This is a genomic window from Cupriavidus sp. SK-3, from assembly GCF_000611145.1.
In the GTDB taxonomy this organism is placed as follows: Bacteria; Pseudomonadota; Gammaproteobacteria; order Burkholderiales; family Burkholderiaceae; genus Cupriavidus.
On the sequence record NZ_JFJV02000257.1, the window covers coordinates 15,765 to 31,068 of the forward strand.

12 protein-coding genes are annotated in these 15,304 nt (G+C 66.3%); 1 reads left to right on the top strand and 11 read right to left on the bottom strand.

Going from position 1 to position 15,304, the window contains the following annotated elements:
* Positions 1–18 precede the first annotated feature (18 nt).
* The 11 genes from clpB to CF70_RS27155 form a co-directional block, all read right to left on the bottom strand.
* Positions 19–2,607, bottom strand: coding sequence for an ATP-dependent chaperone ClpB (gene clpB, locus CF70_RS27105; RefSeq protein WP_035872303.1), 2,589 nt, complete (start codon positions 2,605–2,607; stop codon positions 19–21).
* Positions 2,608–2,833: 226 nt separating this feature from the next.
* Positions 2,834–3,751: a MaoC/PaaZ C-terminal domain-containing protein gene (locus CF70_RS27110; protein ID WP_035872305.1), complete on the bottom strand. Its 918-nt coding sequence runs from the start codon at positions 3,749–3,751 to the stop codon at positions 2,834–2,836.
* Complete coding sequence (locus CF70_RS27115) at positions 3,751–5,916, bottom strand: D-(-)-3-hydroxybutyrate oligomer hydrolase (RefSeq protein WP_035872309.1); 2,166 nt, start codon at positions 5,914–5,916, stop codon at positions 3,751–3,753. Before CF70_RS27115 ends, CF70_RS27110 begins: the two co-directional genes overlap by 1 nt.
* Positions 5,917–6,044: 128 nt before the next feature.
* Positions 6,045–7,592, bottom strand: a complete 1,548-nt coding sequence (locus CF70_RS27120) for an acyl-CoA synthetase (protein WP_035872311.1) — start codon at positions 7,590–7,592, stop codon at positions 6,045–6,047.
* Between the two features lie 94 nt (positions 7,593–7,686).
* Positions 7,687–8,763 (bottom strand): branched-chain amino acid ABC transporter permease, encoded by a 1,077-nt coding sequence (locus tag CF70_RS27125; RefSeq protein WP_035872314.1) that lies wholly within the window; start codon positions 8,761–8,763, stop codon positions 7,687–7,689.
* A gap of 15 nt (positions 8,764–8,778) precedes the next feature.
* The gene (locus CF70_RS27130) at positions 8,779–9,810 is read right to left on the bottom strand and encodes a branched-chain amino acid ABC transporter permease (protein WP_035872320.1); all 1,032 of its coding nucleotides are present in this window, start codon (positions 9,808–9,810) and stop codon (positions 8,779–8,781) included.
* 98 nt (positions 9,811–9,908) lie between these two features.
* Positions 9,909–10,646 carry an ABC transporter ATP-binding protein gene (locus CF70_RS27135; RefSeq protein WP_035872323.1) on the bottom strand — a complete coding sequence of 246 codons (738 nt, stop codon included), beginning with the start codon at positions 10,644–10,646 and terminating at the stop codon, positions 9,909–9,911.
* Positions 10,639–11,484, bottom strand: a complete 846-nt coding sequence (locus CF70_RS27140) for an ABC transporter ATP-binding protein (RefSeq protein WP_081862382.1) — start codon at positions 11,482–11,484, stop codon at positions 10,639–10,641. Before CF70_RS27140 ends, CF70_RS27135 begins: the two co-directional genes overlap by 8 nt.
* The gene (locus CF70_RS27145) at positions 11,484–12,668 is read right to left on the bottom strand and encodes a substrate-binding domain-containing protein (RefSeq protein ID WP_035872326.1); all 1,185 of its coding nucleotides are present in this window, start codon (positions 12,666–12,668) and stop codon (positions 11,484–11,486) included. Before CF70_RS27145 ends, CF70_RS27140 begins: the two co-directional genes overlap by 1 nt.
* Positions 12,669–12,780: 112 nt before the next feature.
* Positions 12,781–13,560, bottom strand: a complete 780-nt coding sequence (locus CF70_RS27150) for an enoyl-CoA hydratase/isomerase family protein (RefSeq protein WP_035872329.1) — start codon at positions 13,558–13,560, stop codon at positions 12,781–12,783.
* The gene (locus tag CF70_RS27155) at positions 13,557–14,162 is read right to left on the bottom strand and encodes a TetR/AcrR family transcriptional regulator (protein ID WP_035872334.1); all 606 of its coding nucleotides are present in this window, start codon (positions 14,160–14,162) and stop codon (positions 13,557–13,559) included. The genes CF70_RS27150 and CF70_RS27155 overlap by 4 nt, the downstream gene beginning before the upstream one ends.
* A 233-nt stretch (positions 14,163–14,395) precedes the next feature.
* On the opposite strand from CF70_RS27155, the gene CF70_RS27160 reads away from it, so the two are divergent.
* Entirely contained in the window at positions 14,396–15,301 is a 906-nt protein-coding gene (locus CF70_RS27160) for an alpha/beta fold hydrolase (protein WP_051649089.1), read from the top strand.
* Positions 15,302–15,304: the final 3 nt, after the last annotated feature.

Consider the following 15,304-nt stretch of genomic DNA (forward strand, 5'->3'; position numbering starts at 1 on the left):
GGCGGGCCTGGGTGAGCGTTAGTGGGCCTTCGGACCAATGACGAACTCTCCGTCCTGGTAATCCACCGGCACCACATCCTTGGCGGCAAACTTGCCTTCGAGGATGGCGCGCGCCACCGGGTTCTCGATCTGCTGCTGGATCGCGCGCTTGAGCGGACGCGCCCCGAACACCGGATCGTAGCCAGCGCTGGCGATCTTGGCGATGGCAGCCTCGCTCACTTCGAGCGTCATGTCCATGCGCGCCAGCCGTGCCGTCAGCCGCTCCAGCTGGATGCGGGCAATCGACTCGATATGTTGCTGGTCGAGCGAATGGAACACCACCACCTCGTCGATACGGTTGAGGAACTCGGGCCGGAAATGCGTTTTCACTTCCTGCCATACCGCGCCCTTGACCGCCTCGTGCGGCTCGCCTGTCATCGCCTGGATGATGTGCGAACCCAGGTTGGAGGTCATCACGATCACCGTGTTCTTGAAGTCCACTGTGCGTCCCTGGCCGTCGGTCAGGCGGCCGTCGTCCAGCACCTGCAGCAGCACGTTGAAGACGTCCGGGTGGGCCTTCTCGACTTCGTCGAGCAGGATCACGCTGTACGGCTTGCGGCGCACGGCCTCGGTCAGGTAACCGCCCTCTTCATAGCCCACGTATCCCGGCGGCGCGCCGATCAGCCGGCTCACGCTGTGCTTCTCCATGAACTCGCTCATGTCGATGCGGATCAGGTGGTCCTGCGAATCGAACAGGAACTCGGCCAGCGCCTTGCACAGCTCGGTCTTGCCCACGCCGGTGGGACCGAGGAACAGGAACGAGCCGTAAGGCTTGTTCTCGTCCGACAGGCCGGCACGCGAGCGGCGGATGGCGTCCGACACCAGGCGCACGGCCTCGTCCTGGCCAACCACGCGGCGGTGCAGGTAGTCCTCCATCTGGATCAGCTTCTCGCGCTCGCCCTGCATCATCCTCGACACAGGGATGCCGGTCGCGCGGCTCACCACTTCGGCGATTTCCTCGGCGCCAACCTGTGTGCGCAGCAGCTTGTTGGGCTGCTTCTGCTCGCTGGCCTCGGCCACGGTGGCGGCCTTCAGCTTGCCTTCGAGTTCGGGCAGCTTGCCATACTGCAGCTCGGCTACCTTGTCGAGCTTGCCCTCGCGCTGCAGGCGCGTGATCTCCAGGCGGATCTTGTCGATCTCTTCCTTGAGCGCGGCCGCGCCCTGGGCGGCACCCTTCTCGGCCTTCCAGATCTCCTCGAGGTCGGCGTACTCCTTCTCCAGGCGGCTGATTTCCTGCTCGATCAGTTCGAGACGCTTCCTGGAGGCTTCGTCGGTTTCCCGCTTGACCGCCTCGCGCTCGATCTTGAGCTGGATGGTGCGGCGCTCGAGCTTGTCCATCACCTCCGGCTTGGAGTCGATTTCCATCTTGATGCGCGCGCCGGCTTCGTCGATCAGGTCGATCGCCTTGTCGGGCAGGAAGCGGTCGGTGATATAGCGGTGCGACAACTCCGCCGCGGCGACGATGGCCGGGTCGGTGATCTCCACGCCGTGGTGCAGTTCATACTTCTCCTGCAAGCCGCGCAGGATGGCGATGGTGGCCTCCACGCTGGGCTCGTCGACCAGCACCTTCTGGAAGCGGCGCTCCAGCGCGGCATCCTTCTCGATGTACTTGCGGTATTCGTCCAGCGTGGTGGCGCCGATGCAGTGCAACTCGCCGCGCGCCAGCGCGGGCTTGAGCATATTGCCCGCGTCGATCGCACCCTCGGCCTTGCCGGCGCCGACCATGGTGTGCAGTTCGTCGATAAAAACGATGGTCTGGCCCTCGTCCTTGGCGATATCCGACAGCACGGCCTTGAGCCGTTCCTCGAACTCGCCGCGGTACTTGGCGCCGGCCAGCAGGCCCGCCATGTCAAGCACCAGCACGCGCTTGTTCTTCAGGCTTTCCGGCACTTCGCCATTGACGATGCGCTGGGCCAGGCCTTCCACAATGGCGGTCTTGCCCACGCCCGGCTCGCCGATCAGCACAGGGTTGTTCTTGGTGCGGCGCTGCAGGATCTGGATAGCGCGGCGGATTTCGTCGTCGCGGCCGATCACGGGGTCGAGCTTGCCGATACGGGCGCGCTCGGTGAGGTCCACGGTGTACTTCTTGAGTGCCTCGCGCTGGGTCTCGGCGTCGGCGCTGTTGACCGAATCGCCGCCGCGCACGGCTTCGATGGCGGTCTCGAGCGACTTGCGCGCCAGGCCGTTCTCGCGGGCGACGCGGCCGGCCTCGCCTTTGTCGTCAGCCACGGCGAGCAGGAACAGTTCGCTGGCGATGAACTGGTCGCCACGCTTGATGGCTTCCTTCTCGGTGGCGTTGAAGAGCGCGTTAAGCTCGCGCCCGACCTGGACCTCGCTGGTGCCCTGAACCTGCGGCAAGCGCTTGATGGCGGCATCGAGCGCGGTGGTCAGGCCGCCGACGTTGACGCCGGCGCGCGACAGCAGCGCGCGGGCGGCGCCGTCGTTCTGCGCCAGCAAGGCGCGCAGCACGTGCAGCGGGTCGATATATTGGTTGTCGTTGCCGATCGCCAGGCTCTGGGCATCGGCCAGCGCTTCCTGGAATCGGGTAGTGAGTTTGTCAAGTCGCATTTAGGAGCCCTCTTTTTTCGGATGAGTGTCCCGATGCGGAAGGCGGGGCGTCTGCGCCCCGGCCTGCCGATCCCGCCACCCGGGCCGGNTGCCGATCCCGCCACGCGGGCCGGACACTGGATGTCTGATCGAAAGATAAGGCTTTGCGCCTACATTTCAAGGCCTGACTGCAGGGCCATTGATGTGGCGCAGGAAATACGTTGCGACCTGTTCCCTCCCGCGCATTTCACGCGGCCGCGAGCGTCCGCTTGTCTTCCAGGTTGCGCACCAGCACCAGGGCTTCGCCGGCCAGCACCACGCGGCCATCGTCCCCGGTGACGATGGTGGCCAGGTTGACCAGATCCTTGTCGCCGCGCAGGCGCACGATCCGCACCGAGGCGGTCAGCAATTCGCCCAGCCGCGCCGGCGACCGCAGCCGCAGCGACTGTTTCATCCAGCCGGTGCCGCGGCCCGGCAAGCGCGTGCCCAGCAGGTCCGAGAACATGCCGGCCAGCAGGGGCAGCGGCACGATGGCGCCCCCGAAGCCGCGGCTGCGGGCAAATACCGGGTCGGTATAGAAGGCGTTGCCATCGTCGGTCAACGCCACATATTCATCGATATCGCCGGCGCTGAAACTGCGTACCGCCGAAGCCTCCTGGCCGACGCTGAGGTGATAGAGCCTCCGGTCGCCGTCCACCGCGGCGGCAAGGCGCCCGGCGGCGTCCGCCTCGTCAAGCGGCGCCTGCGCCAGCGTTTCGGCACTTGCGTCGACCAGCAGGATCGCATCTCCATGTGCCGTAATCTGCTCATCGGTAGCTGCCGTTCGGTTACGGCCACGCTGCATGCAGCGGATCTCGGTGTCCAGGGCGATACGGTCCTGGCCGGGCGTGTCGTTCAGCACCAGCACTGCCGCCACGCCGTCGCCGACGAAGGTGGGACGAGGAAACATCAGCGTCTGCCCGATCGGCAGGACCGGCCTGGGGTTGCTGCGCCGCATCTGCGCGCACAGCAGCGAAAACAGGAACATGCCGTGCGCCACGGTCGCGCCGAAATGCGTCGTCCTGGCGAACTGCGGGTCGCAGTGAATGGGATTGTCGTCGCGCGAGAGCGAAGCGAAGCGGTCGAAATCTTCTTGCGTCAGGACGCGCGTGCGGGATGCCTTCATCAGTTGGGTACCTCTACGGTGCTGCCGATGACCGTAATCCGGTCCGCATTGGCCGGGGTGGCGGCAAACGGCGGCAAGTTGGTGGGCAGAATGGTGGGCGCCGGCGACAAGATGCCGCCGCGCGCGATCGTGCGCACCACCTGCGAGGGCGGCAGCGCGGTGCCGGTGGTGAGGTTGGCGTAGACCGCGTCGAGCGCCCGGTTCAGGTAGACGTGGAGCGGGATATAGCGATTGTCATAGCCCGCTACCGCGCCGATAAAACTGTCGAAGTGCTGGCCGTTCGTGACTTCCATATAGGAGAGATTGCTGGCGCTGCCCTCCTTGAGCCGGTTGTAGCCGAGATAGGGCCGCGAGGTATGGTTGACCGGCAGCAGCGCATCGCTGCGGCCATGCACGATGATGGCCGGCTTGCCATGCAGGTCGCCCGAGCGCAGCGTCTGCGCCAGCCCCGCCTGCAGCGCCTGGGCCTGGGTGCCGGCGCCGGTCAGCAGTGCGCGCAGGCAGCGGGCGCCATCGAGGTTGGCATCGGCCAGGCTTGTGCCGGGCGATCTGGAATAGAGGTCGCGCAGTGGCCCGCCGGGGTTGTTGTCGTTGATCAGTTGCACGCCGGCCGCCGGTGGCACGCCATTGCCCGTCGAATACAGCACATTAAGCGTGGCCGGCGCGATCGTGGCCGGCGTCAGCACCGCCGTCCCGGTGGCGGCAAAGCTGTAGCCGCACAGACGGTCGGCCACGGCGGCACGCGCCAGCGCGTTGGCAAATGTCACGGATACCGCACTGGCCACCTCAAAAAGGGCAAGCGACGGATGGAGCGCGTCGGAATCCGACTCCCAGCCGGCATCATGCAGCTTCTGCAACGCATCGGCAGCCCGGCTGGCCCCGTCGGCCCCAGTGACCAGCCCGGCATTGGCCAGCGACTGGCAGCGGTTGAGCGCCGGTTGCACGAGCCCGACGGCGGGCAATGCATACAAGGCCACGCCCGGCGCATTCACCAGCGCGGTCGCCTGCGAGGTGCAAAGTTGCATCAGGTTGGCCGTGGTGGTGTAGTCATACAGCACAAGCCCCGACTTGCTGACCGGCACCCCACCGCGCGTGACGATCACCCCGGTGTTGGCGGGCAGGTTGAGATTCGGCTCGGCCACCGCCACGCCGTCGATCAGGCCCTGGGTATCCTGCTCCGCCGCGGCGACGGCCGCGCCACCGCCATTGGAGACGCTGGACGCGATGACAACGATCTTGTCGGGGCCGAAGCTGCGCTGGCGCGTGCCATCGGAGGCCACCGTGCCAAACCGGTCATTGATGGCCCAGATCGCGAATTCGGCGGCCTGCAGCGTGAAGGTGCCCCAGTCCTTCTCGGGATTGCGCTGCGAATGGGCGTGCTTGAACGCGAGCCGGTGCGGCGCCAGCGCATTGAAGGCGGCCAGGCTGGTATTCGGGAACGGGGCGGCGAACTGCGCGCTGGTGCCGGCGGCGGTACGGTTGGCTCGCGTGCCGTCGATCAGCGGCACGGTGTCGGTATCCAGGTCGTGCGGCGCGGCACCGGTGCCCTTGTCCGTATAGGCGACGGCGCAGCCGCGCTTGAGCGCCCACTCGCCAGTGGAAATCGCGCCGTAGACGCCCCGCGAGCCGGACGAGGTGGCCGTGATCAGGCAGGGCTTGGCCACGTTGAAACTGTCGGGAATCTGCACCAGCATCGTCACATTCTGCTGGCCGCTGCCATCGTCCGAGAAGGCCAGGTACTCGCGCCCGGCGACCTTCCCCTGCCCGCTGGTGACATTGCCCTGCGCGTCCACGTTGGGGCCATACAGGCTGCCATAGCCACCGCCCACCGTGATATCCACCAGCGCGCGGTAGTTGGTATAGATGGCATAGCGGCGCAACTCGGCCGCCGTGGGCGCCGCGGGGTTCAGCGGCACCGGCGCCGTGGCCGAGCCCAGGCCGTCCTTGCCAAGACCGGCGGTGAGCAGGTCGTCGGTGTTGCCGTCGTAGGTCGTAATCGCTACCGCACCGATATTCGCCGGCTTGGGATTGGGATTGGGATTGCCGTTGTTCGCATTGTTGTCGCTCGAGCCGCATGCCACCAGCAGCAGGCCTGCCGCGCCTGCCAGCGCCAGGCGCCCTCCGCGTCCGCACCTACCGCCATGCCCTGCAAGTCCGCGCAACATGTTGACCCCCTTTTGCATGCTTGATCTATCGGAACGCAATACAGAAACGAGAATTACAGAGACGAGAATTTCACAAGACAGCAACTGCATGACATCGAACTGCGCGGCGACAGGCGCTGGCCGCCGCCTCATTGCGCCTGGAAACGCGCGCGCAACTTGTGTTTTTCCACCTTGCCGGACGGCGTGCGCGGCAGCGCCTCGATGATCCGGACGTGGCGCGGCACCTTGTAGCCTGCCAGCGCCGCGCGGCAATGCGCGAGCACCCCTTCAGCATCGAGCGCCACGCCTGGCCTGGCCACCACCAGGGCCATGCCGACTTCGCCCCAGCGCGCGTCCGGCACGCCGATGACGGCCGCCTCGGACACCCCGGCAAGCTGGAACAGCACGTTTTCCACTTCGGCGGGATAGACGTTCTCGCCACCGGAAATAAACATGTCCTTGGCGCGGTCGACGATGTAGTAATCGCCCTCCTCATCCATGTAGGCGATGTCGCCGGAATGCAGCCAGCCGCCGCGAATGGCGGCATCGGTGGCCTGCGGCAGGTGCCAGTAGCCCGGCGTGACGCCCGGCCCCTTGATCAGCAACTCGCCGCGCTCGCCGGGCGCCACGTCGCGGCCGTGCGCATCCACCACCCGTGTCAGCATCGAGCCCACCGGCTTGCCGATGGTGCCGATCTTGCGGCGCGCGGTGGCTTCGTCGCAGACAAACACGGTGGGACCGGTCTCGGTCATGCCGAAGCCGAAGCAGATCGTCACGCCCTTGGCCAGGTAGGCCTCCAGCAAAGGCCGCGGCACCGCCGAGCCGCCCGCGGACATATTGCGCACCCGCGAAAAATCCGCCGCCGCGAAGCCGGCATGCTGGCTCAGGAAGAGATAGACCGCGGGCACGGCAAAGAACATGGTGATGCCCTCGCCGGCGCCGGCATCGAGCTTGCCCAGCGTGACCGCGGCATCGAACTGCCGCATGATATGCACGGTGCCGCCGGCATGGAGCACCGGGTTGGCATACAGGTTCAGCCCGCCCGTATGGAAGAACGGCAGCACATTGAGGAACACGTCGTCGCGCGTGATCTTGTTGGCCAGCATGGCGTTGACGGCATTGAAGAAGACCATGCCATAGGTCTGTATCACGCCCTTGGGACGGCCAGTGGTGCCCGAGGTATATAGCAGGTGCCAGACCTCGTGCTCGTCGCGGCAAGGCATCTCGATGATGCGGCCCGAACTGCCGGCCAGCATCGCTTCATACTCCATCCAGCCTCCCGGCACATCGGCGCTCTCGTCGTCGGCCAGGTGCAGGACCGCGCGCAGGGGCAGCGCGCTGCTCAAGTCCGCGGCGGTAGCCAGGAAGCCATCGCCGGCCACCAGCACGTCGGGCGCGCAGTCGCGCAGGATGGGCAACAATTCCGCCGCCGGCAGGCGCCAGTTCAGGCAGACCATCACCATGCCGGCCTTGGCGCAGCCGTAGAGCATCTCGAAATAATCGGAGCTGTTGTGGGCCAGCACGGCCACGCGGGCGCCAGGCGCCAGCTGCAACCGCTCGCCCAGGTACTCGGCGAAGCGGCTGGCACGTTCGTCGAACTGCCGGTAGGTCACCTTGCGGCCGCTCTCCACGTCGACCAGCGCCACCTTGTCCGGCGTGTGCAGAGCGTTCTTGTGCAGCCAGTCGACTACATACATGGTCCTGGATCTCCGCTTGTCGGTGTCTTTGTTATAGCGCTTCTTATCGTGCTTGTTAATATTTGCCGCATGGTCCGGCACCGGTCGCAAAGCGCTACGACGCTACCTCGTGCTCGGAGCGATCGCCGCGCAGGCGGCCAACGATGCCTTGCGGGAAGTAGTACACGCTGAGGATGAACAGCAGGCCGAGCCACAACAGCCAGCGGTCCGGATGCAGCAGCCCCGAGAGCAGCGGCACGGCCGTGGTGGCCTCGCTGGCCAGCTTCATCACATCCTGCAGGTAGGTTTGCGCCACCAGGAACAGCGTGGTCCCGATGATGGCGCCGTACAGTGTCCCCATGCCGCCGATCACCACGATCAGCAGGATGTCGACCATGATCTCGAACGACAACGAAGTATCGGGCCCGTTGTAGCGCAGCCAGAGCGCCATCAGCACGCCGGCCAGCGTGGCGAACCCGGCCGACAGCACGGTGGACACGGTCCGGTACACCACGGTGCGGTAGCCGATCGCCTCGGCGCGGAAATCGTTCTCGCGGATCGCCTGCAGCACCCGGCCGAACGGCGAGTTGACCACGCGCAACAGCAGCAGGAACAGCACCAGCGCGCCGGCGAACACGAAGTAGTAGGAGAACAGCTTGCCGTTGAGCGGCACGCCGAACCACTCGGCGTCTCCCAGCGTAAAGCCTGGCGTGAAGACCTCCGGCACCTTGAAGGTGATGCCATCCTCGCCGCCGGTCCATTCCGACAACTGCGATACCAGCGTGGCGAAGGCGGTCGCCACCGCCAGCGTGATCATGGCGAAGAAGATGGCCCTGACCCGCAGCGAGAACAGCCCGATCAGGAAGGCCAGCGCCATCGACACCGCCAGCGCGCCCAGCGTGCCGAGCGCCAGCGCGCCCCACCCCGGATCGAGCCGCGACATGGCGATCGCCACGCCATAGCCGCCGATGCCGAAGAACATGGTATGGGCAAAGGAGACGATGCCGGTATAGCCGAGCAGCAGGTCGTAGCTGGCCACCAGCACCACGAAGATGCAGATCTTGGCCGCCATGTTGAGCGCGCGCGCGCCGGGAAACAGGAACGGCGCACAGGCCAGCGCCAGCAGCATCGCCACCAGGATGACGGTGAGCACTCGGCTTCTTGGCAGGTCGCCGGAAAGCAATCGGATCATGGTTTTCCTCGGCGCTCAGCGCTTGGCTACCGGGTACAGGCCCTGCGGACGCCACAGCAGGATCATTACCATCAGCAGGATGTTCGAGAACAGCGCTACCTTGGGAAACAGGAAGCCGGTGTAGTTGGCCATCAGCCCGACCAGCAAGGCGCCGACGAAGCAGCCGGTGGTGGAGCCAAGCCCGCCGATGATGATGACGATAAAGATCAGCACATTGACCTGGGCGCCGATGGCGGCGGTGATGTTCTGCTGGTACAGGCCCCACAGCACGCCGCCCATCCCGGCCAGGCCGGCACCCACCACGAACACGCCGATAAACAGGCGGCGGATGCGATAGCCGAGTGACTCCACCATCTCGCGGTTTTCCACGCCGGCGCGGATCAACAGGCCAATGCGGGTACGGTTGAGCACCAGCACCATGGAGACGAAGATCACCAGCCCGAGCACCACGGCGATCAGGCGGTATTTCTCGATCGCCGCATCGCCCAGCAAGACCGCGCCGCGGAAGGTGGTGGGCACCTGCAGCGCGATGGTTTCGGCGCCCCAGATGGCCTTGATCAGTTGCTCCGCCACGATCATCCCGCCCATGGTGATCAGGATCTGCTTCAGGTGCTGGCCGTAGACCGGGCGCACCACGATGCGCTCGAACAGGAAGCCGATCGCGCCCGCCGCCACCATCGCCGCTCCGATGGCGAGGCCAAACACGGCCAGGTTGAGCGCCAGGCTGTCGGCCTCCACCCAGGCGCCCAGCGGCAGCAGCACCGACGCCGCCACGTAGGCGCCCAGCGCGATGAACGCACCGTGGCCGAAGTTGAGGACGTCCATCAGGCCGAACACCAGCGTCAGCCCCGAGGACACCACGAACACGATCATGCCCATGGCAAGGCCGGCAATGGTCAGGGTGAGCCAGGTCGAGCCACTGCCGATCAGGGGATAGGCCAGCAGCATCAGCAGCGGGGCCAGCGCCAGCGGCGTCCAGTCGAGCCGGACCCTGGGGAGGTCGGCCGGCGCCGCCGGCGTGGTGGGTAAGGAGCTTGTACTCGTCATTGTCTCGGTCCTGACGATTCTTGTTTGATTGCGTGAAGGCCTTGATGGCCCGCCACGGGCGGCGGCACTTGCCACCGCGCTTCATGCCGCGCCCGGCGCTACTGATGCGCCGCCAGCGACAAACCCAGCAGCCGCTGCTGCAAGGCCTCGTCCCCTGCCAGCTCAGCCATGTTGCCCGTATGCACCACGCGCCCGTCATCCATCACGGCGACCGTATCCCCCACCGACCTGGCCATGTGGAAGTTCTGCTCCACCAGCAGGATCGACACGTCTGTCTGCTTGAGCTCGCGGAAGACCGTGATCATGTTCTGGATGATGGCCGGCGCCAGGCCCTTGGTCGGCTCGTCGACGATCAGCAGCTTGCGCGGCTCGATAATGGCCCGCGCCACCGACAGCATCTGCTTTTGCCCGCCGGACAACACGCCGGCTCGCTGGTGCCAGAAAATCTTCAGCGCGGGAAACATGCGGAATACCCAATCCAGCCGCTGCCCGTCGATGGCGCCGCTGCGCGCGGCCAGGCGCATGTTCTCGGCCACGGTCAGCTCGGAGAACACGCTCATGTTCTCCGGCACGTAGGCGATGCCGGCCTGCGCGATGGCGGGCGTGCCGCGGCGCGTGATATCCGCGCCGTCGAACGCGATGCGCCCCTCGCTGGCCTGCCAGAGATTCATGATGGTGCGCAGCGTGGTGGTCTTGCCGGCGCCATTGCGCCCGAGCAGCATCGTCACGCCGCCGCGCGGCACCGAAAAGCTCACGCCGTGCAGGATGTGATATGGCCCGATATGCGTCTGCACGCCATCCAGGCGCAGGATGGGTGTTGCCGGTCCGTCAGCCATGACTGCCCTCCCCCTGCACGCCGTCGTCGGCGGCGCCGATCCCGAGATAAGCCTGTTGCACGATCGGCGAGGCGATCACCTCGGCCGGGTCACCGTCCGCCATGAGGTTGCCGTTATGCAGCACGATGATGCGGTCGGCCAGCGAGCGCACCACATCCATCTTGTGTTCCACCAGCAGCACCGTCTTGCTCCTGTCGCGCTTGATCTCCTGGATCAGGTCCAGGATGACGGGCACCTCGTCCACGCTCATGCCGGCGGTCGGCTCGTCGAACATGAAGATGCGCGGTTGCAGCGCCAGCAGGATGCCCACCTCCAGCTTGCGCTGGTCGCCGTGCGGCAGCGAGGCAACAGGCAAATGGCGCTTGTCGGCCATGGCCACGCGTTCGAGACAGCGCTCTGCCTCGGCGCGTACCGCGCCGTTGCCGCTCCACACGGACCACAGGTCCAGTCCGATGCGTTGCCGCGCCTGCACCGCCAGCCGCACATTCTCGAACACCGACAGGTTCGGGAACAGGCTGGTCAGCTGGAAAGCCCGGCCAATGCCGCGCGCCGCCTTGTGTGGCACCGGCAGCCGCGTCACATCCTCGCCGCCAAGCAGGATCTGCCCGGCGGTGGGCGGCAACTGGCCCGAGATCAGGTTGAAATAGGTGGTCTTGCCAGCCCCGTTGGGGCCGACGATGCAGGTCAGCTCGCCCGGTCGGAACGCGCATGACACCGCATTGACCGCCACATGCCCGCCAAAGCGGATGGTGAGGCCGCGCGTCTCTAGCGCGGGCGGCTCCGCCACCGCCCGCGAGAGCGCCGCCGTCGTGTCGATGGAAGAGGCGCCCACCGTCATCACCGCTTGTTGCGGATCGGCACGTTCATCTCCTCCGGCTTGATCTCGCGAATCAGCTCGGGCACACCCCAGGCGAACGCCGGATCGACCTTGATCTTGAAGTGATACATCGACTGCAGGGCCTGGTGGTCTTCCTTGCGGAACGTCATCTTGCCCTTGGGCGTCTCGAACGACATGCCCTCCATCGCGCCGATCAGCTTCTCGGTGTTGGTGTCGCCATTGGTCTTCTTGAGCGCCTCGACCAGCGCGATGCCGGCCGACATGCCACCCGCGGTAAAGAAGTCAGGCGGCGACTTGAACTTGGTGTAGTGGTTGGATACCAGCCACTCGTTGGCCTTGTTCTTGGGAATGCCGAAGTAGTAGTACGTCGCGCCTTCCATGCCGGGGAAGTTCTTGTAGTTGCTCATGGCGGGCAGGATATTGCCGCCCGTGGCGATCTCGATGCCGTAGCGCTTGGGGTCGAGGTCGGCGATCTTGAACGGATTGCCGGCGCCGGCCCAGATGATGAAGATGATCTTGCGGCCCGGCTTGTCCTTGAGCGAATCAAAGAGGCGCTGGGCGCCGGCGGTGAAGTCCGTGGTGTTGGTGGGCAGGTATTCCTCGTGAACGATCTTGGCGTTCTTGAGCGCGCCCTTGAAAGCCTTCACGCCGTCGCGGCCGAAGGCGTAGTCCTGCGCCAGCGTGGCGATCTGCACGCCGGGCTTGTCCAGCGCCACCGCGTTGGAGATGGCGTCCTGGGACGAGTTGCGGCCGGTGCGGAAGATATAGCGGTTCCACTTCTCGCCGGTGATCGAATCCGCCACGGCGGGCTCGACCAGCAGGATCTTCTTGTATTCCTCGGCCACCGGCAGCATCGCCAGCGCGGTGCCGGAGGACGTGGGCCCCACTGCGATGTCCGCGCGATCGTCGCTATAGGCCGCGGCAAGCTGGGCCTTGGCGACGTCGGGCTTGCCCTGGGTATCCTTCTCCAGCACCACCAGCTTGTTGCCGTTGACCATCATGGTGCCGTTGGTGGCATAGTCCAGCCCCATCATCAGCCCGGTCTGGGTCTGCTTGGCGTAGGCTTCCAGCGCCCCTGTCTTGTCGTAGACGTGGGCAATGCGGATGTCCTTGGCAAAGGTACCGCCGGCGGCCAGCAGGCCGGCCAGCGCGAACGCGGCTGCGGCTTGGTGCTTGAGTTGCATTCTGTGTCTCCTCTTTGGGTTTCTCTGTTTCTCTTATTGTTGCAAGTAGAGATGCTGCTCGATAACTGCTGATCGCGGCGATTGACCGTGGCCGCCCTATTGCTCCGCTCCTTCAGCCCGCATCCGCGCCGCCCAGGAAGCGGCGCATGCCGGCGGCGGCCTCGGCGCGTGTCACCTGCGCCACAAACGCCGCGCGCTCTCGCTCGAGGCCGTGCGCCAGGACCTCGGGGTCCCAGCGCAGCAACGCGCGCGTACTCGCCACGCTGCCGGCTACCTTGTCCTTCAGTCCGGCCGCCAGCGACAGCGCCATGGCCTCGGCTTCGCCGGTAGGCGCGAGATGCGTGACCACGCCCAGCGAGGCGGCTTGCCCCGCGGTCAACGTCGTGTTCTCAAGCTGGATCGCGCGCGCCCTTGCGGCGCCAATCATCTGGGGCAGCATGGCGGTCCAGCCACCGTCCGGGCTGAAGCCCACCACGGTGTAGTACGGCGCAATGCGCGCGCCCTCGCCCAGCACCGTCATATCGCAGGCGAGCGCCAGGCCCAGCGCGCCGCCGGTCAACCAGCCCTCCACCGCAGCGATCACCGGGCAACGCAGCGCCGCCAGGCGCAGGATGGTGGCGTTCAGCAGGCCCAGCAGCCGCTGCGCATACTGTTCCAGTTCAGCGCTTTGCGGCGGGAAAGCGGCAAAGGCCCCCACGTCGCCGCCCGTGGAAAACGACCGGCCGGCATGGCCGAGTACCACGGCGCGGACGTCCGGATCGGCCTCCACGCGTTCAAGCGCCGCCAGCAAGTCCTCCAGCAACCCTGGCACCAGGCTGTTGTGGCGCTCGGCGCGGTTGAGCCGCAGCACTGCCGTGCTGCCGCTACGCTCGACCAGTACCAGCGCGCTCATCGTGCGGCCAACCCGTGAGAGATCATGTCGAAGGCGGTATCGACCACCTTGTCCATCGACGCCGGCCGCTTCCACAGCGCGTAGCGCATACCGAGGAAGTTGCTGATGCCGATCAGGCACCACGCCCGCACTTCGGCATCGCCCGGCGAAATCTCGCCCTGCTCCTCGGCCTTGCCCAGGCGCCGGCTGTAGACGTCGGCGAAGACCTGGAAATAGCTGCTGTAGATGGTCTCGTCGACCGAGTAGGAATCGAGCACGATGCGGTACAGGTTCTTGTGGCGCGAAACGAAGGAAAGGAACGCCTTGAGCCCGAGCCGCTCGGCCTCGATCTGCGTTTGCGCCTGCCCCACGTGCTTGCGCAGGTGAGCGCGAACCAGTTCCAGCATGTGCTGCACCAGCGCGCGGAAGATGTCTTCCTTGTCCTTGAAGTAAAGGTAGAAGGTGCCCATTGCCACTTCGGCCTCCTGCGTGATCTCGGAGATCGAAGCCACGTAGTAGCCCTTCTCGCCGAACACCTTTTCGGCGGCGCGCAGCAGCGCTTCGCGGGTCTTCTGGCCGCGTGCGGTCTTGGGCTGGCTTACGCCGGATTCGGTGAGGGACATCGGGGCTCCGCAGTGACTGGTCAGGCCGGAAGTTCGGCGGCTACATCGCGGTTTTGCACCGCGGCAGCCGCGCCCTCCGGACAACCTCAAAACATGATAGCTGATTCATGTTTCATGATATAAAGTTAGCGATCCGAATGTCAATACATCGCTTACCCGGAGCCCCGCCCTCCCGGGGGAACATGGGCACGCCCCCCCCTGGCAAGCCACCACATCGACTGGAACCATCGCCATTGGATGCTTCTCACACGGCACCTGCCACGCAAGATGAGCCAGCCGGCCTTGCTCCGGCCTTCGCCGTCCACACCGCCAGCGCGGCCCGGCCAGGCTGGCGGGAGACGGGCAGCGGGCAAGCGTTGCTGCTCCTGCACGGGTGGTCGCTATCCGGCGAAGCCTTCGACGGCCAGCGCGCGCTGGCGCGACTCGGCTATCGCGTAATCGCCCCCGACCACGCCGGACACGGCTTGTCTGCTGCGCTGCCGCATGCGGGGCAAGCCAGCATTGCGCGACTGGCCGCGGACGCGGCAGCGCTGATCGGGCACCTGGGCCTGCGGGACGTCGTGGTGGTCGGATGGTCGATGGGGGCGATGGTGGCCTGGGAACTGATGCGCGGCCATCCCGCGCTGCCGCTGGCCGCCATCGGCGCCATCGACATGACGCCGCGCCTGGTCGGCGACGCGGAATGGCCGCACGGCCTTCACGGATGCTACGACAGGGTCCAGGCCGCAAGAATGGCCATGCACGTGCGCAAGGACTGGCCCAGCCTGATCGATTCGGTGCGCGCCGGACTCTGGTCCGCCGGCAGCGAACCCGATGCGGCGCAATCAGGCCGCATCACCGGCATGATGCGGCAGTGCGCGCCGGACGCGCTCGCCGCGCTGTGGGAAGACATGGCGCGCCAGGACTATCGCCCGGCGTTGTGCCAGGCTCGCCTTCCCTTATTCCACCTGGTCGGGCAGCACAGCCGACTCTATGCGCCGGCCGTGGGCCTGGCCACACTGGCACTGCAACCGGCCGCGCGCCTTGCCACCGTCGATGGCACCGGCCATGCCCCACATATGGAGCGGCCGGCGGCCTTCAACACAGCCTTGCTTGGGATGCTTGACTGGCCTGGCTTGCCGGCTGCGCCGGCGCCATGAGCC